This is a genomic window from Flavobacterium ginsenosidimutans (assembly GCF_037478105.1).
Lineage (GTDB): Bacteria > Bacteroidota > Bacteroidia > Flavobacteriales > Flavobacteriaceae > Flavobacterium > Flavobacterium ginsenosidimutans.
In genome coordinates, this window is sequence record NZ_CP147988.1 from 5,282,288 (window position 1) to 5,304,062 (window position 21,775).

Consider the following 21,775-nt stretch of genomic DNA (forward strand, 5'->3'; position numbering starts at 1 on the left):
AACAAATTGAAATTATCTCAAAACAAATTTTCTTATCTAGTATAAACTGTAATTACACCAGTTGTTTTGTCTTTTATTTTTAATTCTTTGTTCGTAAGATTCATAATATCACTTACTGAACTAACGTTCCCAATTGTAATCGTTAAATCATTATGAGATCTTACATAAGTCCCTGTAGTTTCTGTCAAGGCGCAATCTGTACCATCATAGTCTCCAATAACTGCTGCATTACTCACTCTTAAATCTAAATAATCTCTGTTACAGCCACTTTCGTTTTCTATTGCGTCAATTAAAACTTCTTGTCCGTTAACAATTGTTCCTGTTTTACTTAAATTGTATTTCCCTTGTATTGGAACTATTGTTTCCCCTTCGTTATCATCATTACTGCAAGAAATTGCAAAAAAACCGATACTTAATAATCCTAATAATAATGCTTTATTTTTCATGGTAGATTTTTGTTTAAAAATTATACTGCTAAATTAAAAGTATAATCCTACAGAAAATTCCATGATTTTAGGAATATTTTACATAAATCGCATTTTAACTTAAAATTAAGAGCTATAAAATCATTATTCGCAAATTTTCCCTTTTAGATATCTGCCAAACATATAATTAGTCATAGGATGAAGCGCTTTTTTATTCTCTGGATGAAAGCCGTTCCCATTATCATTAAAGAAATCTATTCCGTTTGCAGTTTTACCATACCAAACGATAGGATCGCCATTTGTTAGAAAACAAGTTGTAGTATCACAAGCTTTTATTTTTCTAAAGTCCAATAGATCTTTATCTAGCCGAATTATTTCATTAAAATTACCTTCAATCTTCGAAGAACAATCTACAATCTCATAATGATCTTCTGACCATTGCATGCACTGTTTGTTAAAGAAAGCGAAATAAATGACCGCAGCAACCAAACCAAAAACTACAAAAGTAACAATGCCTATATGTAATAGCTTAGTTGGTATTATATTTTCAGGCTTTTCTTTATCTTCTTTCACAACAGAAGTTACTGAAACAATTGGCATTGGAACTGATTCTAATTTCTGGCTTTGAATCTGTTCTGATTCCTGACTTTTAATTTGTTCTTGTTCTTCACTTTTTAAATCGGTAATTTTTTCCTTTTCTACCTCATCAGTCAAATTATCAGAAAAAAAATCATTCTTCGGAAAATCAGTATCTCTTAATTCTTCAATTAATTTCAAATCTTCTGGATCAATTTCTTTTCTAAACTTATTAAAAGGTCTTGGCTGAAAATCTACTAAAATTGCGGCCATATCCACAACTTCAATTTTATCTGGATCTGTTTCCCCTTTAAAAAATTTTTCTACTGGTCGAAATGGATTCGTCTCTTGCCTAAACTTATTTTTTGAATTAATATCAAAAGAAAGTCCAAGCAAAGAATTAAAGACTGTCAAGTCATTTGAATGTACCTCTTTATTCGTGAATTTTTCCCAACATAACTTATTGAGTTTTCCTCTTGTTGGAGCATTCAAGAAGAAAAAATCATCACCGTTTTTTACTTCTTCATATTTCTCTTTAACGGCTTTTTTATATAAATCTTCTAAAGTAATGTTACACATAGGCAATATTTTTTTTGGATTTTAAAGGACATCTAAGGACATATAGGGATTCATTAAAACTAAATCGGAAATCCCGGAATTCCATATCAATACAGCTCTAAACCCGATATAACTTTGCTTCAACAAAATTAGTTAACGTTTGATCTGCTGGTCAAAAACAAATGTACAAAACTAGTTAAGTCAACAAGTGTGGAAAACCGTAAAACAGAGTTTATCTGGGAAGTATAAATAATGTTTTATAGTTCTACACACTTCACTTCCCAAACAAAATTTGGTATTGCCATTCATTAACCAACCTGGAAAAATATTCCGGACAGCAATACCCATGTCCAACTTTTAAAATTTAAAAAAATGAAAACATTATATTTATGGGGAGCGTGTGCTCTGTTGTCAACTACATTATTTTCTTGCACTGCTGACGAATTAGAAACAGCTGCTGACAAAACTGAAGTAAAAAAAGAAGTTAGTCCTATAAAAGGCGCACAGGCTGAAGGGCCAGAAGATGATCCAGTTGTGGTGCCACCACCTAAAAAACCATAATTCAAAAAACAGTAATTTATAAATAAATTATTACTATTTTCGGGGAAAGTAACTTTTATGCTACGATCCCCGTTTTTTTGTCTGCTAATGGTTCTCTTCTTCTTTTCTTGTAAAGAAAAAACAACTGTGTCTCCTAAAGTCAATCTTCGCTTAGATGAAGCTTATCAAATAAGAGATAAAGGCATTGCCGATTTTCAAAACAAAAACTACAACAGCGCTTTTTACAATTTTAATAAATCTAAAATACTTTCTGAAACTGTAAAAGACAGTTCCAATATTGTTTATAATTTAATTCAAATGGCTTCCATCCAACAAATAAATGGAGATTATTACGGAAGCAAAGAAACCTTAACAGAAGCGTTGCCATTCGTTAAAAAGAAAGATGTTTTCACGGTTTCTATCAATAACTTTTTTGGAATTGCAGACAAAGAACTTTCGCTTTATAATGATGCAATTTATTACTATAATGAAGCAATAAAAGATGCTGAGAATAACGTTTCTAAATTCTCCCCTTTAAATAATATCGCTGTTATTTATATCGAACAGAAAAAGTACAAAGAAGCCATTCAAATTCTAGAGTCAATTCTAAAAGAAAAACAAATTTCAAAACAAAGTAAAGCAAGGGTTTTAGACAATCTTGGTTTTGCATATTTTAGAATTGGAAATAACGAAAAGGGACTTGCATTAATGAATGAAGGTCTGAAAATTAGAACAGAGTCTCAAGATTTATATGCTACTATTGCCAGTAACCTTCATTTGGCTCAATTTTTCGCTAAAACCGATATTCGTAAATCAAATGAATATGCAGAAAAAGCGTATGAGATAGCTACAAAACTTCATAGTATTGACGAACGTTTAAAAGCATTATCATTCTTAATCTCAAATGACTCTGATTCTCAAAATGCTTATGCTCAAAAATTCATTTTCTTAAATGATAGCATTATTAAAATTCGCAACAATTTTAAAAACAAGTTTGCTAGGATTAAATACGATTCGAAAAAAGAAAAAGCCGAAAATGAAAAACTTCGTTTAGAAAAAGCCGAAAATTTAGTCGCTCTTAAAGAAGCTGAAAACGAAAAGATCATCTTTATTGCCGCTTTCACCATTTTACTGTTTTTATTGGCATATCTGAAAAAGCATTATGACAACAGAAACCGAATGGAGAAAATAAAAACAGCGTATGATACCGAAACCAGAATTGCAAAAGACATTCACGATGGTTTGGCAAACGATGTATTTCACGCTATTACTTATACTCAAACCCAGCCTTTAACCAACGAGAATAACAAAGACAACTTATTAGAAAAATTGGATGATATTTATTCGCGAGTTCGAGGAATTTCTCGAGAAAATAACAATATTGATACCGGTGCAAATTATCCCAATAATTTAAAAGAAATGCTTTCAACTTATAATAGCAATCAAACAAACGTTATTATTAATGGTATTGATAAAGTAAATTGGGATTCGGTTGAAGATTTAAAAAAGATTGCCATCCAAAGAGTTTTGCACGAATTAATGGTTAATATGAAAAAACACAGTGAAGCTGCTGTCGTATCAATAACATTTAATTCAAACTCCAATTCTTTATTTATTGACTACAGCGATATTGGTAAAGGTTGCGAAAAGTCAAAGATTATAAAAAATGGTTTGCAAAATATGGAAAACCGTATTTTGGCTATAAACGGAACTATTACTTTTGACACTGAACCAAATAAAGGTTTCAAAGTAAAAATAACAATGCCTAAATAAGAGCCTATGTTTAAAAAAGTAATTATTGCCGAGGATTTTGAAGAATTCAATTTAGCCATAAAACAAACTTTGAATGATTTCGACATTGTCAATTTTCAGCACGCAAAATATTGTGACGATGCTTTTCTAAAAATAAGAAAAGCCATTCAGGATAATGAACCATATGATTTACTAATTAGTGATCTTTCATTTAAACAAGACCATCGCGAAGTAAAAATTGGCAGCGGTGACGAACTAATTGAGAAAGTTCGTGAACTGCAACCTAATATTAAAATCATTGCCTACTCTATTGAAGATAAAAATGTTCGCATAAAATCACTTTTCGAAAATTCTGAAATTAACGCCTTTGTGCTAAAAGGCCGAAATAGTATTGAAGATCTTAAAAAAGCGATTACACTGATTTCGAATTCTGATCAAAAATTTATTTCACCCGAAGTTGCATCTGCGCTTCAGGAAAAAGGCAACTACGAAATTGATGATGTCGATATTAAAATCTTAAAGTATTTGTCTGCTGGAACTTCACAGGACGAAATCATCGAAATTTTTAAAACCAGCGATATTAAGCCAAATAGTAAAAGTGCGATGGAAAAAAGGTTGTCAAAACTGAAAGACTTTTTCAAGGCAAATAATACTATTCATTTGGTTTCAATTACAAAAGATATGGGAATTATTTAAATTCTCATCGCATCATTTTCAAGCTCCTTCGGGGGCTTTTTTTATTTCCGAAATTTAAATTTCACGGATTACGGTTTTCCATAAAATACTGGTTTTGATTGGTTTTACTTTTGGATTATAAAACAATTTAATATTAATTAAAACCAAAAATTATGGAATACAAAGTAGTGCCATTTGCAGCTTCAATCGATTTAAAGAAAAACACATCTTCACAAATCGCAGAACAATTAGAAAGTGCTATTAAATATCACACAGAAAAAGACTGGAAATATGTAAGAGTTGAAAACATAACAACTTTTGTTAATGCCGAAATGGGATGTTTCGGATTCGGAGCAAGACCAGCTCAAACACTTTTCACTCATTTAATTGTTTTTCAAAAATAAATGAAAATTTTCATTGTATTAATTATTCGATTGTATTGGATTTTAATTCCTCAATCTAAAAGAAGAAAATGCATTTTTAAAAAATCCTGCTCAAATTATGTTTTTGAAATAACACAAAACGAAGGATTCATAAAGGGATTAAAAGCATTTCAATTTCGATATAAAAACTGTAGAGGAAATTTTTCAATTTTTAAAAATCCAATTAATAACGAAATCCGAATGATTCTTCCTTCTCAACTAATAATTGACAAAGAGGAAATCGCTGATAGACTAATTAACTAAACCCAAAACTATGATAACACTAGAACTAAAAAGTCATTTTTTAAGATTATATCAAATGGCATTATCAGATGATCTATTTGATGTATTAGAGCTTCAAATGCTGTATCATTTTGCAGACGAGAGAGGAATTCCAAAAGAAGAACTGGATAAACTTTTTCTAAATCCTGTCAATACAGAATTTATTGTTCCAGAAGCTTTAAATACAAAAATTGAATATCTGTATGATCTTACCAGAATTATCTGGGCCGATGGAAAAATTACTGATGATGAATTAAATATGCTGAGAAAGTATTGCAGGAAATTTGATTTCATCGAAGAAAATATCAATAATTTATCTGATTATTTAATTGATTGTGTTCAGAAAAACATTGGAAAAGAAGAAATTATTAGTCAACTAAACGCTTAAGATATGAAACCACTTTCACAATTATTTAGTTTAAAAAAATCTGAAGATCCTTCTTTTAAAGTTTTGGAAGAAAATGAAGAAGACAGAGAACAAATTAGAATTACGTATTATCAAAGCGGTTTTGCCGCATCGGTAAAAGCAACTGGAAAACCAATTGTTTTAAAAGCATGTCTTCAAAATTTGTACATGAGTTTTGAAGATCAATGCCGAAAACAAAAAATGGAGCAAGACAGACTCAAACAGCCTTATCGCGAAGAACAGGAAAAAAACAGAACCGAACTTAAAAAATCTGAAACGGCTATTGGTATTTTTGAGAAAAAAGAACAAGATATCAATGAGAATATTGATCAGATAAAAAACGAAATTATAGAAGTTAAACGCAATCCTGATAAATACGGAATTGAAGAAGGAAAAGGTCTAAAAGCCCAATTTTATATTGGTCTTATTCTTTTGCTTCCAATTACATTATATGTTTTGGTATTCTACATTTCCGCTTCTTATTCTGCTTTTTTTAAGGAATTTTCAAATGACAGTTTAACTGCGGCAATCTTCGATGCAGATGCTTTCACAAATGCATTTAAGGCAAGCTGGCTTGAAGGCGTTTTGGTTACGACTATTCCGTTTGTTTTTATGGGATTGGGTTACGTGATTCACATGGTTCAAAAAGGAAAAGGAATCAAAAATATTTTTAGGCTCGCTGCGCTTTTTGCTATTACGTTTTTATTCGATTCTCTTTTGGCTTATATCATTGAGAAAAAAATATATGAGTTTAATAAAACAACAGAATCCTCTCCGTATAATTTAAATATTGCTTTGGGCGAACCAGAATTCTGGATGATCATTTTTGCAGGTTTTGTAGTCTATATCATTTGGGGACTTGTATTTGATTTTGTAATGAAAGAATTTGAAAACATTGATAAGATCAGAGCTTTTATAAGAGGAAAAAAAGAAAATTTACTCAACCTAGAAAAACTAAAAACGGATTATATAAACAAAATCAACGACTTCAAACAACAAACTGTTATTATTAATGGTAAAATCTCCGAATTGCAAGCCAAAATTGACGGTTTTGTTTTTCCTGTAAAAGAATATCTTCATTATCATCATCAATACAAAGAAGGCTGGTTTCAGGCAATTGGTACCGAATTGGCTTTACCATATAAAGAAAAAGAAGAGCTTCTTCAAAGCTGTGAACTTTACTCTGAGGAACATCTTGGAAAATTAAATTTAGTTGATCCTGACTTTCAACACTTGATATATTCTAAAATTAATTAAGATGAAAAACACTCTACTCAAAATTTCAACATCCTTATTATTGGTTTTATTTTTTTCATGCAAAGAAGAAACCAAAACTGAAAACAAGGAAACCTCAACTAAAAGTTCCATTTCAGAAAATTACAATATCAGTATTCTTGTTGATTTGTCAGATCGAATAAGTCTCAAAAAAAATCCGAATGCTACAATGGAAATATACCAAAGAGATTTAGGATATATCAAATCGGTTTCTGAAGCTTTTACGCAGCATTTAAAATCCAAAAGAATGAGACAGATTAATGATAAAATGCAGTTATTCTTTAATCCCGAACCTGAAAATTCTGAAATTAATTCTATTTCAAAAGATTTGAGAATTAATGTTACTAAAGATAATGCTTCAAAAAAATTCCTCAATTCCATTAATGATACTTATTCTTTAAAAACGGCAACTATTTATGAATCTGCAATTAAAGATGATAAATACATTGGTTCAGATATTTGGAACTTTTTTGACAGTAAAGTACAAGATCAATGCATTGATAAGAATTTCAGAAACATCTTGGTTATTTTAACAGACGGGTATATGTTTTATGAAGGAACTCAAATCAAAGACGGAAATTTATCCAGTTATTTAACACCTCAACTTATTAAACAAAATGGTTTAAATACAAACGATTGGGAGAAAAAATTTGAAAAAGAAAATTTTGGTTTCATTAAAACTGATACCGACTTATCCAATCTTGAAGTCTTAGTTTTAGGGATAAATCCAAGTAAAAATAATCCTTTCGAAGAAAAAATTATAAAAGCTTACTGGACTAAATGGCTTTCTGAAATGAAGATAACATTTCGAAATCAAAAATGCCGACTTGCCTTCTAACATGGATAAAATCATTAAAGATTTTATTTTAGAAAAAGAATAAAACATCAAACCAATATGTTTTAAAGAGGAACTTCATTGTCCTCTTTTTTCCGTTTAAAAAACTTCTTCTTTTAAAATTCTGTTTCATTACGGATTTCCATAAAATACTGATTTTGATTGGTTTTACTTTTGAATTATTAATTTAAATTCTAAACCTATGGAAATGAATATTCAACTAAAATCGTTAGCAGATAAAATAAATCAGCTGAAAAGTAAAATTGAAACAGAAGAGTCTACTAAGCATGCTTTTGTATTACCTTTTATAAATATTTTGGGATACGATGCATTTAATCCGCTTGAAGTAGTTCCTGAATTTACCGCAGATCTTGGATTAAAAAAAGGCGAAAAAGTAGATTATGCTATTTTCCAAAATGGAGAACCTATAATAATTGTGGAATGCAAAAGCTGGAAAGAAAAACTTACGGTTCATAATTCCCAATTGTTCCGTTACTTCCATGTTACAAAAACTAGGTTTGCTCTTTTAACAAACGGAATAAATTATCAATTCTTTACCGATTTGGATGATCAAAATAAAATGGATGAAAAACCTTTTTTGGAATTTGATATCTGTAATCTGAAAGAAAATACAATAAACGAAATTGCTAAATTCCACAAAGCAAATTTTGACGTTGACAATATTGTAAGCAATGCCAGTTCTTTAAAATATATTAAAGAAATAAAAAAACAGATAAGTACAGAACTAGAAAACCCATCTAATGAATTTACAAAACTTTTTGCCAACAAAGTTTACACTGGCAGGCTTACAGAAAAAGTTGTAGAAGAATTTAAAGATTTAGTTCAAAAATCGGTAAATCAATTCATTAATGACAAAATTAACGATCGTTTGAATGCCGCTTTAAGCAAAGAAACTATTAAGCAACAAGATCAAGAAATTATTTCTCTTGAAGATGACAATAAAGTCGTAACAACCGAAGAAGAATTAGATGGTTATCGTATTGTGGTTGCCATTTTACGCCGAAAATTGCCAATTAGCAGAATAGTATATCGCGATACACAGTCTTATTTCGGAATATTATTAGACGATAATAATCGTAAACCTCTATGCAGACTTCACTTAAATGGTGGAAAAAAATATATAAGTCTTTTCAATAATAACAAAAGCGAAGCTAAAATCGTAATATCTTCAATTGATGACATCTATCAATACGAAAAAGAATTATTAGAAACTGCAGCTCTTTATGAAACAGAATTAAATCCCGTATAAGTACTCACTTTGAAGAATTTAATTCTAATTAGATTTATCGCAACCAAATAAGCTTCTAACTCTAACTAAAACCACATCGCCTATGCAAAAAAACTACTCTATTTTACTTTTAATATTCTTTTTATTTTCCTGTAAAAAAGCTAGCGCTCCGCCTCCCTTACCGCAAGTAAATTCATTTTACAAACCCGTAATTCAGGCAGAAGATCGAAAAACTATTACGCCGGAAGAAGCCAAAACATATCATGTTAATACGACTTACAAATATGAATATCGAACTGGACATCCCGGTAATTACGAATACAATTATGATGTAAAAGGAATAAACATCAAAGGCGATTCGGTTTTTGGCAATATCAATACACAAGGAAAATATGGAGCTGGAATTTTAAAAACCGACAGCATTCCTGAACTAGAAATCAATACCGAATGGGTTTCGAATGGAAAACTAAAAGCTCTTGACAAAAATGGAAATGAATATCAGTTAATCGTTAAATAAAATTTTTCCATGAAATATATTTTACCTCTACTTTTTATCTTTTTAACTTCTTTCAGTCCGCCAGAAACAAATGTATATATCTGCGGGCCAAAAGGCGCAAAGAAATATCATTATAATGAAAACTGTCGCGGTTTAAGTTCCTGCAGTCACGGAGTTGTAAAAACATCTCTTAAAGAAGCTCAAAGTTATGGTTTAACACTTTGCGGATGGGAAGATTAAACATCTTCCCATTTTCATATTTAATCATTTGATAATAATCACTTTACAATAATTTCACATTAGTTTGTTTAATTTGATATAAAACTAATCGTCATGAAATTATTTAATCTAAATTTTCTAGTTTCTTTCAAAGAATGGCTTTTTCTAAGAGCTATGCAATCTTCTTTCCTACATTAATAAATAGTTTAAAAATAAAGGAAAGTACGATTGAATGAATAAAACTGAAAGCTCATTTCTGAACAAAAACCAATTTGGTGAAGATTTCTTGTGGGGTGTATCAACCGCTGCTTTCCAAATTGAAGGTGCGCATGATTCAGACGGAAAAGGTTCTTCTATTTGGGATGTTTTTACTTCTCAAAAAGGAAAAATAAAAAACGGTCATCATGCCATAACTGCCTGCGATTTCTACAACTCTTATCAGGATGATATTGATCTAATACGCGAATTGAATATTCCGAATTTTAGATTTTCAATTAGCTGGCCTAGAATTATGCCAACTGGTGTACATCCTATAAATCAGGCAGGAATCGATTATTACAACAAAATTATAGATTCATTGCTTGCTTCTGGAATCGAACCCTGGATTACACTTTATCATTGGGATTTGCCGCACGAACTGGAATTAAAAGGCGGATGGACAAGTCGCGAATCGGTTTCTTGGTTTAAAGAATATGTAGAAGTTTGCGTACAGTATTTTGGCGATCGCGTAAAAAACTGGATGGTAATCAATGAACCTTCTGTTTTTACGGGAGCTGGTTATTTTTTAGGCATTCATGCGCCTGGCAAAAAAGGAATTACCAATTACCTTAAAGCCATGCATCACGTTACTTTAGCAACTGCGGCAGGCGCCAAAATAATTCGAAATCGGATTCCGCAAGCCAATATTGGTACGACATTTTCTTGTACTCATATAGAACCAGCAACCGACAGCCAGAAAGATATTGAAGCCGCAAAACGTGTAGATACTTTACTAAATAGAACTTTTATTGAACCAATTTTAGGATTAGGTTATCCGCAGCAAGATCTTCCGGTTCTTAAAAAGCTTAATTCATATATTTTAGAAGACGATTTAAACAATCTTAATTTTGATTTCGATTTCATTGGATTACAATGTTATACAAGAGAAATTGTAAAATCTGCAATGCTCATTCCGTATATTGGCGCCGAATTGGTAAGCGCCGAAAAAAGAAATGTAATCTCAACCGAAATGGGTTGGGAAGTTTATCCGCCTGCACTCTATCATGTTCTGAAAAAATTTAATGAATACGAAGGAATTCGAAAAATCATTATTACCGAAAACGGAGCTGCTTTTCCAGATACGGTTACAAATGGAAAAGTTTATGATATAAAGCGAACGCATTATATTCAAGATCATTTGGAACAGATTTTAAAAGCCAAAAACGACGGATTAAATGTCGAAGGCTATTTTGTATGGAGTCTAACCGATAACTTTGAATGGGCCGAAGGTTACAATGCGAGATTTGGCTTAATTCACGTTGATTTTGAAACACAGAAAAGAACCATTAAAAATTCTGGATTATGGTTTAAAGATTTTCTATCTTAATAACTTAACCGCAAAGAACACCTGGTTTAACAGCTACTTTTATAAACGCAAAGTTCGCAAAGCTTCTATTAGCTTTGCGAACTTTGTGTTTTTCGTTTGCGGTCTTTGCAGCTAAAAAACTGTCTTATTGAAATCTAAATTTGTAATTCTGTTTTAAGATTCCAACATGGATTTTTCCATTGCTTTTTAAGTGAGTTGTCACCATAATATATTTTTCTTCTGGATATTTTATATCATAACTAAAAGTCGTGTCCATTGCTTTAACCTGAAGCAAATGTTTTCCCTCATCAGATATTGAAAGATCTATGGTTTCATAAGTTGGCAATTCTTCTGTTGCATTTAAATTAATGTCTTGAACTTTCTTTTTATCCAGAAATACTTCCAGTTTCAACTTATCAAGTTCCATATTCGTTGGCTGTTCAAAAGAGACAACATATTTTTTACAGCTAAAAGTGCATAAAACGATTAAAAGTAAGAGAAGCTTTTTCATAAAAGAGGTTTTAAAACGGATAGTTATTAGAAAATCAAAAATCTATTTAATGTTCGATAAATATAAATAATTTTATTACAATTCGGCTGTTTCGAAAGTTCGTTTTCTACTTCAAAATTTAGCTATTATGAGTAAATAAATTTTTCAAAAAAAAGGTCAAAAAAAAGACTAAAAAATTCATTAAATTATTGATTTTTAGTAGGTTTTACGGATTTTTTTTCTTATCTTTATTATCTAAATAACAGTAAATATATGCCGAAAAACGAACTTTTTAAATGCCAAAATTACTCTTCAAAAAATTATTCTTTTTATCTCTTCCAGCATTTTATTTTTGAAAATGCAATCCAAAATCATTTAGAATTTATTTCTATTCTTTTTTCTTCACCAAGTTTAAACACGCAGAAGAAACAAGTACAACTGCACCAACTGCAACCGTAATTATTTTTTCTGGCTGTATTTTCTGAGCTATTTTTTTAGAAAATTCATCTGCCAAATCAAATAAAAGATTTCCTTTTTTAGGAACTTCTTTCGACTCTTCATTTTCATTTTCCACAAAACTCTTAAATTCTATGCTTTCATGTCTGACTTCAACACTTGGCTTCACGTCTGCCTTACTTTCAAGCTGTTTTGCTTCAACAATTCTATATTTTTTATCGAAATTTTTAAAAGGCCGCGGCTGAAAATCGACCATAATTGCCGCAAGATTTATCGCGTCAATATTGTGTGGGTCAGTTTCGTTTTTGAAGAAAGTTTCAATCGGTCTGAATTTATCTTTTTGCTCCTTAAACTTGTTTTTTTTGGTATGGTCAAAATCTAAGCAAAACAAATTTCTAAAAACATTCAAATCGTCTTGAGTTGGCTCATTTTCAAAAATAAGCCAGCACAAATCGCGAAGTTTCCCGCGAGAGGGACTGTATAAATAATCAAAGTATTGTCCTTCTTTTTCGATCTCGTATTTAATTTTAATCGACTTTTTATATTCTTCTAATGTATTAATCATTTTGCCTTTTTTAAGAACTTCATTTGACTCTTTATTTTCATTTTTCACCGAAACAATTTTTTTCTATGCCTTTATTTTTGACCTCTGCTATAAGATCCATATCAGCATTTCAATTTTTGTTCCAAATCTATATTATTTATATATTTTTTTTAAGGGTTCGCAACCAACTTTTGTCGGACTTATTGCATCTATTTATAATAGAGATTTATTTAGAATTAAATAACATTTAATAAAAAAGTTAGGCCTTTCCTGATTTGTTGTATTAGGAATTCTCGGGAATTCATGGGAATCTTAGGAAAATGCAGGAATTCCGGGAATCCCTTATCAACAGTGCTCTAAAAGCGCCTTTACTTTGCATAAGAAATTAGTACCAGTTTTGTCTGCAGACTAAAACAAAAATAAAAAACTAGTTCTAATTATCATTGTGGAAAACCGTAAGACCGAGTTTATTCGGGAAGTATAAATTACGTCTTACAGTTCTACACACGACTTCCCCAAAAATCAATTTTGGTATCGCAATTCCAAGATCTGGATAATTCCCGGACAGCAATACCTATGTCTAATTTCTAAATTAAATTAAAATGAAAAAACTAATACTTTTTATCGCTTTTGCGTTAATATTCACGATATTTTCTTGTACTCCTGATGAGTACGAGACACAACCAGTCAAAAAAATTGAAAAGGTTAAAAAGCCTTTACAAGCTGGTGATCCAAATCCTGATGGTCCTGGTGACAAAGGAAGCACACCACCACCAATAAAACCATAAGCTAAAAATATATTTTTAGTATCTAATTAATTGTTATTTTCGGGGAAAGTAAATTTGTATGTTACGGTCCCCGTTTTTCTATTTTATTATAACTCTTTTTCTTTTCTCCTGCGAAGAGAAAAAGCCTGTTAATCCTAAGAAAGAATCTATAGAAAAAGAGGCGATCATTTTGCGAGATAAGGCTATTGAAAGTTTTGACAAACAAGACTTCAACACATCGTTTTATCAATTCAATAAATCAAAAGCACTTTTTGAAGTCATAAAGGACAGTGTCAATATCTCGTACATACTTATTAGAATTGCAGAAATTCATCAAAGAAATGGAGATTATTATGGTAGTAAAGAAATAATTACCGAAGCATTGCCGTATATTAAAAAAGAAGTTTATTCTGCTAGCGCAAATAATTATTTGGGCATCGCAGACAAAGAACTTTCTCTTTATGATGATGCCATTTTTTACTATAAAAAAGCAGCAGATGAATATACAGATCCACTCTATAAACATGGTCCTCTACAAAATATTGCGGTTGTATATACTCAACAAAAAAAATACGTTGAAGCAATTCATATCTTAGATTCTCTTTTAAAATCTCTTTCAAGCAAACAATTAAAAGACAAAGCTATACCAAGTGATAAATCTATACTTTTAGATAACTTAGGATATGCTTATTTTAAAAAGGGAATGAATGAAAAAGGATTCCAATTAATGACTGAAGGCCTCCAAATCAGAATTGATACTAAGGATACTTATGGAAGCATTGAAAGTTATCTTCACCTTGCTGATTATTATTCTAAAAAAAACGCAAAGAAATCAGACGAAAACGCTCTTTTAGCGTACAAAGCTGCTACAAAACTTAATAGTGTAGATGAAAGACTTGAAGCCCTACAGATTTTAATTTCAAATGATAACAGTTCTAATACTCCCAACTATACACAAAAATATTTTACTCTAAATGACAGTATTATTAAAGTTCGAAATAACTTTAAAAATAAATCTGCTAAAATAAAATACGATTCTAAAAAAGAAAAAGACGAAAACGAAAAACTTCGTCTGGAAAAAGCAGAAAATCTTTTATCCTTACAAAAGGCAAAATATATGCGAATAGTATTTGTAATTGTTTTTATCTTTTTAGTGATTTTAATTGCAATTTTAATTCGTTATTATAAAAATAAGAATAAGGCAATCGAATTTAAAAGTTCGTATGATACTGAAACCCGAATTGCTAAAAAGATCCATGATGAACTTGCCAATGATGTTTTTCAAGTAATTGCTTTTGCCGAATCACAGCCATTAGCTGTAGAAAATACCAAAGAAAATCTTCTCCAGAAATTAGATGATATTTACGGTCGTGTGAGAGGAATTTCTAAAGAAAACAATAAAGTAGAAGTTGGAACAGGTTTTATTAAAAGCATAAAAGAAATGCTTTCGGCTTATAATACCAGCGAAAGAAATATTATGAGTACTAATTTAGAAAGTGTACACTGGGAAACAATTGATGAGATAAAAAAGATCACTATTGGACGCGTTTTACAGGAATTAATGGTGAATATGAAAAAACACAGTAAAGCCAGTCTTGTTATAATAAAATTTGAAAGTGATGCAAAATCAATCTTCATAAATTACACAGATAACGGAATTGGCTGTGAAAAAATGGCTATTTCAAAAAATGGCCTTCAAAACATGGAGAGTCGTATCGAGACGGTCAAAGGAACTATAGAATTTGATACTGAACCAGACAAAGGTTTTAAAGCTAAAATTGTAATTCCTAAATAAACAAAAGCCTTTTTCTTCAAATTTTTAGAAAAGAGTTTAATTAATTGCTACTTTTCGGAAAAAGTAAATCTATATGTTGCGCGCCCAACTTTTTTATTTTATTATGCTTATTTCTCTTTTTTCCTGTAAAGAAAAAAAGAGAATTGATCCTAATATCGAATCTATAAAAAAAGAAGCGCTCAGTTTACGAGATACGGCAGATATAAATTTTGAAAAGCAAAATCTTAATACTGCTTTTTATCAGTTTAACAAATCCAAAGAACTTTTTGAAATTGTAAAAGACAGCCCCAATATTTCGTACGTGCTTATTCGGATGTCAGATATACAGCAAATTAACGGAGACTATTACGGCAGTAAAGAAACAGTAACCGAAGCTATACCCTATGCTAAAACATTTGAAAATCATATAAGTTCCATAAATAATAGCTTAGGCATTGCTGACAAAGAACTTTCCCTTTATGATGATGCCATTTTTTACTACAAAGAATCGATTAAAGGTTCTAAAAATCTGGAAGACAGTCATTCTCCTCTAAGTAATATTGCGGTTGTTTATATGCAACAAAAAAAATATAATGCCGCAATTACTCTTTTAGAATTTCTTTTAAGTCAAAAGTTTATAGAGAAAAAATCTAATGCAAGTTCTAAAGCGAGAATACAGGACAATTTAGGTTATGCGTACTTTAAGAATGGAATGCATCAAAAAGGATTTGATTTAATGAATCAAGGTTTGTTGTTAAAAAATGAAATTAAGGACAATTATAGCAGTATTGAAAGTTATCTTCACCTTGCCGATTATTATTCAAAAAGAGATGTTCAAAAATCAGATGAAAATGCTCTTGCCGCTTACACAATTGCTACAAAACTAAATAGTGTTGAAGAAAGATTGGAAGCACTGCAAATTTTAATTTCTAATGATAACACTCCAAATACTAACAAATACATACAGCATTACTTTACGCTAAATGACAGTCTTATTAAGGTTAGAAATAATTTCAAAAATAAATCTGCCAAAATTAAATATGATGCTAAAAAGGAGAAAGATGAAAACGAAAAACTTCGTTTGGAAAAAACAGAAAATCTTTTATCCTTACAAAGAGCCAAATATATGCGGATTGTATTTGTAATTGTTTTTGTCTTTTTAATGATTTTAATAGTGCTTTTAATCCGTTATTATAAAAATAAAAACAAGGCAATCGAATTTAAAAGTTCGTACGATACCGAAACCCGAATTGCTAAAAAAATTCATGACGAACTTGCCAATGATGTTTTCCAAGTAATTGCTTTTGCGGAATCATTGCCATTACCTAAAGAAAATACAAAAGAAAATCTGCTCCAGAAATTGGATGATATTTACGGTCGTGTGAGAGAAATTTCTAAAGAAAACAATAAAGTAGAAATTGGAACAGGTTTTATTAAAAGCATAAAAGAAATGCTTTCGGCTTATAATACCAACGAAAGAAATATTATAACCACTAATTTAGAAAGTGTAAACTGGGAAACAATTGATAACATAAAAAAGATCACTATTGGACGCGTTTTACAGGAATTAATGGTGAATATGAAAAAACACAGTAAGGCCTATCTTGTTGTGATAAAATTTGAAAGCGACAAAAAATCAATCTTCATAAACTATACGGATAATGGGATAGGCTGTGAAAAAACGGCTATTTCAAAAAATGGTCTTCGAAATATGGAGAGCCATATTGAGACCGTCAAAGGAACAATTGAATTTGAAACAGAACCAGATAAAGGTTTTAAAGCAAAAATCGTAATTCCAAGATAAAAAAAAGCCTTTCAGGATTTTACTCCCGAAAGGCTTTTTATCTACAAATTAAGTGGCAATATTATTTCCATCCGCCGCCCAAGTCTCTGTAAACATGGACTGCAGCATTTAATTGTTCTTTTTTAGTATCCACTAATTCCAATTTAGCTTCTAATGCATCTCGTTGAGTCATCAAAACTTCAAAATAGTCTACTCTAGCCGATTTAAACAAATCATTCGAAACATCGATAGATTTATTTAAAGCGTCAACTTGCTGTGATTTTAAATCGTAACCTTTTTGAAGATTTTCGATTTTAGAAAGCTGCGTTGAAACTTCTAAATAAGCATTTAAAATCGTTTTATCGTAATTGTATAATGCCTGAAGCTGTCTTGCATTGGCGCTAGAAAATTCGGCTTTAATTGCATTTCTATTGATTAATGGCGCTGCAAGATCTCCTGCTAAAGAATACAACAATGATTCTGGGAACGTAAACAAATATGATGGTTTAAAAGCTTGAACTCCAAAAGCAGCTGAAATGTCCAATGAAGGATAAAATTCTGCACGAGCTACTTTTACATCTAATTTTGCTGCTACCAATTCCAATTCTGCTTGTTTAACATCTGGACGGTTCATCAGCAATTGAGATGGAACTCCAGAATTTACAACTGCTGGAAGCAAATCTGTAAAATTGGTTTTGTCTCTTTTTATATCCTGAGGATAACGTCCTAACAAAAAGTTGATTTTGTTTTCGTTTTCTTTAATTTTCTGAAGAATATCAAACTCTAAACTTTTTGAAGTTAAAACTTCTGCTTGGAATTTCTGAACTCCTAATTCTGTTGCTCTAGCCGCTTGCTTTTGAATTTTTACAATTTCTAAAGCGTTACTTTGTAATTCAATAGTTTGTCTTACAATTTCAAGCTGACTGTCTAAAGCCAATAATTCATAATATGAATCAGCGATTTCTGCAATAAGATTTGTAACAACGAAGTTTTTACCTTCAACAGTTGCTAAATATCTGTTTACTGCTGCTTTTTTAGAATTACGCAGTTTTTTCCAGATATCTACTTCCCAATTCGCGTAAGCGGCAATTGTATAATCTGGCAACGGATCTGGTGTTTCAACTCCCGGTTTAATTTCAGTTGTAGCATCACCCGCACCTTGACTTGTGTATCTACCCACTTTTTCTATTCCTGCTCCTGCACGAACTCCTACAGTTGGCAATAAAGCTCCTTTTCGAACACGAATATCATTCTTTGCAATTTCGATTTCCTGTAAAGTCATATTTAGTTCCTGATTGTTTTTTAACGCAATATCAATCAGCTCTACAAGATTTTGATCTTTAAAGAAATCTTTCCATTTTAGAGCAGACATATTGGTTGTATCCTGCGGTTTTTCGGCACCAAATCCTTCGGGAACCGGAGTGCTTGTGCTTGCAGTTTCAGGCGCAGGAGCTTTACATCCTGCCACGGCAAGACATAAGCTCAATGCAATACTGTATTGATATAATTTTATTTTAGACATGATTGTTATCAATTTCTTCTGTTAATGGATTCTCTTCTTCATGTTTTACCAGTTTGTGTTTTTCGGCGATTTTACCAAAAATGTAATACAAACCTGGAATTACAAATACTCCGCAGATTGTTCCGATAAGCATACCTCCAGCTGCTGCAGTTCCAATCGTTCTGTTACCAATTTTACCTGGACCAGTTGCAAAAGCAAGCGGTAATAAACCAGCAATAAAGGCAAATGAAGTCATCAAAATTGGACGGAACCTTGCTTTCGCACCTTCCATTGCAGATTGTAAAACAGTCATACCCGCAGCATGTCTTTGAATGGCAAACTCTACGATCAGCACGGCATTTTTACCTAATAATCCGATAAGCATTACCATTGCAACCTGAGCATAAATATTGTTTTCTAATCCAGTTAATTTTAATAAAAAGAAAGCTCCAAAAATACCCGCTGGTAAAGAAAAAATTACTGACAATGGAAGAATAAAACTTTCGTATTGAGCAGCTAATACCAAGTAGACGAATCCTAAACAGATCAAGAATACCCAGATCGCTTGATTTCCTTGTGCCACCTCATCGGCAGAAATACCTGCCCAGTCAATGTCATATCCTCTTGGTAATTTTTCGGCCGCAATTTTCTGAATCACTTTAATCGCTGTTCCAGAACTATAACCTGCAGCTGGTGAACCACTGATTTGTGTTGAGGTATACATATTATGACGTGTAATTTCTGAAAGTCCATACACTTTTTCTAACTTCATAAAAGCAGAAAAAGGCACCATTTCATCACGATCATTTTTTACATACAATTTCAAGATATCATCAGGCTGTGCACGATATTCTGGCGAAGCTTGAACAATTACTTTGTAGTTGATACCAAATTTAATGAAACTGATTTCGTAGTTACTTCCCACAAGAGTTGACAAAGTATTCATGGCATTTTCAATCGAAACGCCTTTTTGCTGTGCCAAATCATTATCGACTTTCATCATATATTGAGGGAAACTAGAGCTGTAAAAACTAAATACGTTAGTTAATTCTGGCTGTTTGTTTAATTCGGCCACAAAATCATTGTTTACCTGCTCCATTCTCTTATAATCTACAGAACCCGTTTTATCTAATAAACGAAGCTCAAATCCTCCGGCAGCACCATATCCAGGTACAGCAGGTGGTTGGAAAAACTCGATATTAGCACCTGTAATATCTTTACATTTTTCCTCCATTTCATGCATAATCTCAAGAACAGATTCTTTTCTTTCGCTCCAATCTTTAAGGTTAACCAAACAAGTTCCTGAGTTTGCTCCAGTACCTTCAGACAGAATCTCATAACCAGCTAAAGAAGAAACAGATTTCACTCCGTCGATATCTTCAGCAATTTTCTGAACGCGCTCTGCAATATTATTAGTTCTCTCTAAAGATGAACCTGGCGGCGTTTGAATAACGGCATAGAACATTCCCTGATCCTCATTCGGAATAAATCCAGAAGGAACACTACTACTGATAATCCATGTACCAGCACAGAAAACAAGAAGAGAAACAATTGTAACTACTCGTCTGTTAACAATTTTTGCCAATACATTCTGATATTTACCTTGTGCTAAATTGAACTTTTCGTTAAAAGCATCAATAAATCTATTTGCAGGCGTTTTCTTTTTAGGCTGGCCGTGATTGTTTTTCAACATCATCGCACAAAGCGCTGGAGTCAACGTCAAAGCAACTACCCCTGAAAGTATAATAGCCGTTGCCATAGTTACAGAGAACTGTCTGTAAAACACCCCAACTGGACCAGACATAAACGCAACCGGAATAAATACCGCAGCCATTAAGAATGTAATTGCAACAATAGCTCCTGCAATTTCGTGCATTGCTTTTTTAGTTGCTTTAAATGGCGAGAGATGTTCTTCTTCCATCTTGGCATGGACGGCTTCGATAACCACAATCGCGTCATCGACCACGACTCCAATTGCCAGTACTAAGGCGAATAATGTAATTAAGTTCAACGAAATATCGAAGAATGTCATAAATATGAATGTTCCAACCAAAGAAACTGGAACCGCAATTGCTGGAATTACCGTAGAACGCCAATCTCCTAAGAAAAGGAATACTACTAAACCTACCAGAATAAAGGCTTCTACTAAAGTGTGGATTACTTTCTCGATAGAAGCATCAAGGAATTTAGAAACGTCATAAGAAATTTCGTAATCCATTCCTTTTGGAAATCTCTGTTTAATTTTTTCCAGTTTCGCTTTTACTTCTTCGATAACTTGATTCGCGTTACTTCCAAAAGATTGTTTCAATACAATAGCCGCAGATGGTCTTCCATTCAAATTCGAATAGATATCATACATCGAGCTTCCAAATTCAACTTTAGCAACATCTTTCAATCTTAAAAGTTCTCCATTTGGATTTGCTTTTACTACGATATTCTCATATTGTTCTTTTGTTGTAAAACGTCCAGAATATTTCAATACGTACTCAAATGCTTGAGAACGTTTACCAGAACTTTCCCCTGTTTTACCTGGAGAAGCCTCCAAACTCTGACTAGATAATGCTTCCATTATCTCATCAGCCGAAATTTTATAAGCCAACATACGGTCTGGTTTCAACCAGATACGCATTGCATATTCACGTGTTCCTAAGATATCCCCAGAACCAATACCGTTTACCCTTTTTAACTCCGAAAGTACGTTGATATCAGCATAGTTATACAAGAATTTCATATCGGTATTTTTGTCTGTACTGTAAAGGTTCACGTACATCAACATACTCGGTACTTCTCGTGTAATTTTAATACCCTCTCTAATTACTAATGGAGGAAGTTTATTGGTAACCGAAGCCACACGGTTTTGAACGTTAATTGCAGCTTGATTTGGATCTGTTCCTAAGTTAAATACCACTTTGATTGTAGCTTCACCGTCGTTTCCGGCATCTGAAGCCATATATTTCATTCCTGGAACTCCGTTTAAGGCTCTTTCCAAAGGAATAACAACCGCCTTAATCATCAATTCACCATTAGATCCTGGATAATCTGCGGTAACGTTCACCATTGGTGGTGAAATTGTAGGGAATTGGGTAATTGGTAAGTTTAATACCGATAAGATTCCCAAAAAGACAATTATCAGCGATATTACTATCGACAGAACAGGTCTTTGTATAAATTTATTAAACATTTTTG

The 21,775-nt window shown here is 31.9% G+C and carries 21 protein-coding genes; 15 read left to right on the forward strand and 6 right to left on the reverse strand.

From position 1 onward, the window contains the following. Positions 1 to 32: 32 nt before the first annotated feature. Positions 33 to 446, reverse strand: a complete 414-nt coding sequence (locus V6624_RS22545; RefSeq protein ID WP_111288822.1) for a lipocalin family protein — start codon at positions 444 to 446, stop codon at positions 33 to 35. 123 nt (positions 447 to 569) lie between these two features. Then, positions 570 to 1,580 (reverse strand): hypothetical protein, encoded by a 1,011-nt coding sequence (locus V6624_RS22550; RefSeq protein ID WP_338840295.1) that lies wholly within the window; start codon positions 1,578 to 1,580, stop codon positions 570 to 572. Positions 1,581 to 1,931: 351 nt separating this feature from the next. Between V6624_RS22550 and V6624_RS22555 the strand changes: the two genes are divergently transcribed. From V6624_RS22555 to V6624_RS22610, 12 genes are all read left to right on the forward strand, one after another. Then, positions 1,932 to 2,120, forward strand: a complete 189-nt coding sequence (locus V6624_RS22555) for a hypothetical protein (protein WP_338840297.1) — start codon at positions 1,932 to 1,934, stop codon at positions 2,118 to 2,120. Positions 2,121 to 2,246: 126 nt separating this feature from the next. Further along, positions 2,247 to 3,872 carry a tetratricopeptide repeat-containing sensor histidine kinase gene (locus V6624_RS22560; protein ID WP_338840298.1) on the forward strand — a complete coding sequence of 542 codons (1,626 nt, stop codon included), beginning with the start codon at positions 2,247 to 2,249 and terminating at the stop codon, positions 3,870 to 3,872. 6 nt (positions 3,873 to 3,878) lie between these two features. Beyond that, entirely contained in the window at positions 3,879 to 4,547 is a 669-nt protein-coding gene (locus tag V6624_RS22565; protein ID WP_111288830.1) for a response regulator transcription factor, read from the forward strand. A gap of 152 nt (positions 4,548 to 4,699) precedes the next feature. Then, positions 4,700 to 4,930 (forward strand): hypothetical protein, encoded by a 231-nt coding sequence (locus V6624_RS22570; protein ID WP_111288832.1) that lies wholly within the window; start codon positions 4,700 to 4,702, stop codon positions 4,928 to 4,930. Continuing rightward, positions 4,931 to 5,212, forward strand: a complete 282-nt coding sequence (gene yidD / locus V6624_RS22575) for a membrane protein insertion efficiency factor YidD (RefSeq protein WP_111288834.1) — start codon at positions 4,931 to 4,933, stop codon at positions 5,210 to 5,212. Positions 5,213 to 5,222: 10 nt separating this feature from the next. Next, the gene (locus V6624_RS22580; RefSeq protein ID WP_338840299.1) at positions 5,223 to 5,618 is read left to right on the forward strand and encodes a hypothetical protein; all 396 of its coding nucleotides are present in this window, start codon (positions 5,223 to 5,225) and stop codon (positions 5,616 to 5,618) included. Between the two features lie 3 nt (positions 5,619 to 5,621). Further along, on the forward strand, positions 5,622 to 6,893 hold the full coding sequence (locus V6624_RS22585; RefSeq protein ID WP_111288838.1) for an ABC transporter permease: 1,272 nt from the start codon (positions 5,622 to 5,624) through the stop codon (positions 6,891 to 6,893). A 1-nt stretch (position 6,894) separates the two neighbouring features. Beyond that, complete coding sequence (locus V6624_RS22590) at positions 6,895 to 7,749, forward strand: hypothetical protein (RefSeq protein ID WP_338840300.1); 855 nt, start codon at positions 6,895 to 6,897, stop codon at positions 7,747 to 7,749. Between the two features lie 199 nt (positions 7,750 to 7,948). Further along, positions 7,949 to 9,016, forward strand: coding sequence for a type I restriction endonuclease (locus V6624_RS22595; protein ID WP_338840301.1), 1,068 nt, complete (start codon positions 7,949 to 7,951; stop codon positions 9,014 to 9,016). A gap of 82 nt (positions 9,017 to 9,098) precedes the next feature. Continuing rightward, positions 9,099 to 9,512: a hypothetical protein gene (locus V6624_RS22600; RefSeq protein WP_111288844.1), complete on the forward strand. Its 414-nt coding sequence runs from the start codon at positions 9,099 to 9,101 to the stop codon at positions 9,510 to 9,512. Positions 9,513 to 9,521: 9 nt separating this feature from the next. After that, positions 9,522 to 9,731 carry a hypothetical protein gene (locus V6624_RS22605; protein WP_111288846.1) on the forward strand — a complete coding sequence of 70 codons (210 nt, stop codon included), beginning with the start codon at positions 9,522 to 9,524 and terminating at the stop codon, positions 9,729 to 9,731. A 211-nt stretch (positions 9,732 to 9,942) separates the two neighbouring features. Continuing rightward, positions 9,943 to 11,295 (forward strand): GH1 family beta-glucosidase, encoded by a 1,353-nt coding sequence (locus V6624_RS22610; RefSeq protein WP_111288848.1) that lies wholly within the window; start codon positions 9,943 to 9,945, stop codon positions 11,293 to 11,295. A 124-nt stretch (positions 11,296 to 11,419) separates the two neighbouring features. On the opposite strand, the gene V6624_RS22615 is transcribed toward V6624_RS22610, so the two are convergent. Beyond that, positions 11,420 to 11,785 carry a hypothetical protein gene (locus V6624_RS22615; RefSeq protein ID WP_338840303.1) on the reverse strand — a complete coding sequence of 122 codons (366 nt, stop codon included), beginning with the start codon at positions 11,783 to 11,785 and terminating at the stop codon, positions 11,420 to 11,422. 367 nt (positions 11,786 to 12,152) lie between these two features. Next, on the reverse strand, positions 12,153 to 12,785 hold the full coding sequence (locus V6624_RS22620) for a hypothetical protein (protein WP_338840305.1): 633 nt from the start codon (positions 12,783 to 12,785) through the stop codon (positions 12,153 to 12,155). Positions 12,786 to 13,366: 581 nt separating this feature from the next. Here V6624_RS22620 and V6624_RS22625 point away from each other — a divergent pair. The 3 genes from V6624_RS22625 to V6624_RS22635 all read left to right on the forward strand — a co-directional run bounded on the left by V6624_RS22625 (position 13,367) and on the right by V6624_RS22635 (position 17,109). Continuing rightward, entirely contained in the window at positions 13,367 to 13,552 is a 186-nt protein-coding gene (locus V6624_RS22625; RefSeq protein ID WP_111288852.1) for a hypothetical protein, read from the forward strand. 169 nt (positions 13,553 to 13,721) lie between these two features. Beyond that, a complete protein-coding gene (locus V6624_RS22630; protein ID WP_338840307.1) occupies positions 13,722 to 15,326 on the forward strand; it encodes an ATP-binding protein in 1,605 nt (534 codons plus the stop codon). Positions 15,327 to 15,429: 103 nt separating this feature from the next. After that, positions 15,430 to 17,109 (forward strand): ATP-binding protein, encoded by a 1,680-nt coding sequence (locus tag V6624_RS22635; RefSeq protein ID WP_338840308.1) that lies wholly within the window; start codon positions 15,430 to 15,432, stop codon positions 17,107 to 17,109. A gap of 61 nt (positions 17,110 to 17,170) precedes the next feature. Here the strand turns inward: V6624_RS22635 and V6624_RS22640 are convergent, their stop codons facing one another. Together V6624_RS22640 and V6624_RS22645 are read right to left on the reverse strand one after the other, a co-directional pair. Then, positions 17,171 to 18,610: a TolC family protein gene (locus tag V6624_RS22640; protein WP_162614990.1), complete on the reverse strand. Its 1,440-nt coding sequence runs from the start codon at positions 18,608 to 18,610 to the stop codon at positions 17,171 to 17,173. Continuing rightward, entirely contained in the window at positions 18,603 to 21,770 is a 3,168-nt protein-coding gene (locus V6624_RS22645) for an efflux RND transporter permease subunit (RefSeq protein ID WP_111288858.1), read from the reverse strand. Before V6624_RS22645 ends, V6624_RS22640 begins: the two co-directional genes overlap by 8 nt. Positions 21,771 to 21,775 lie beyond the last annotated feature (5 nt).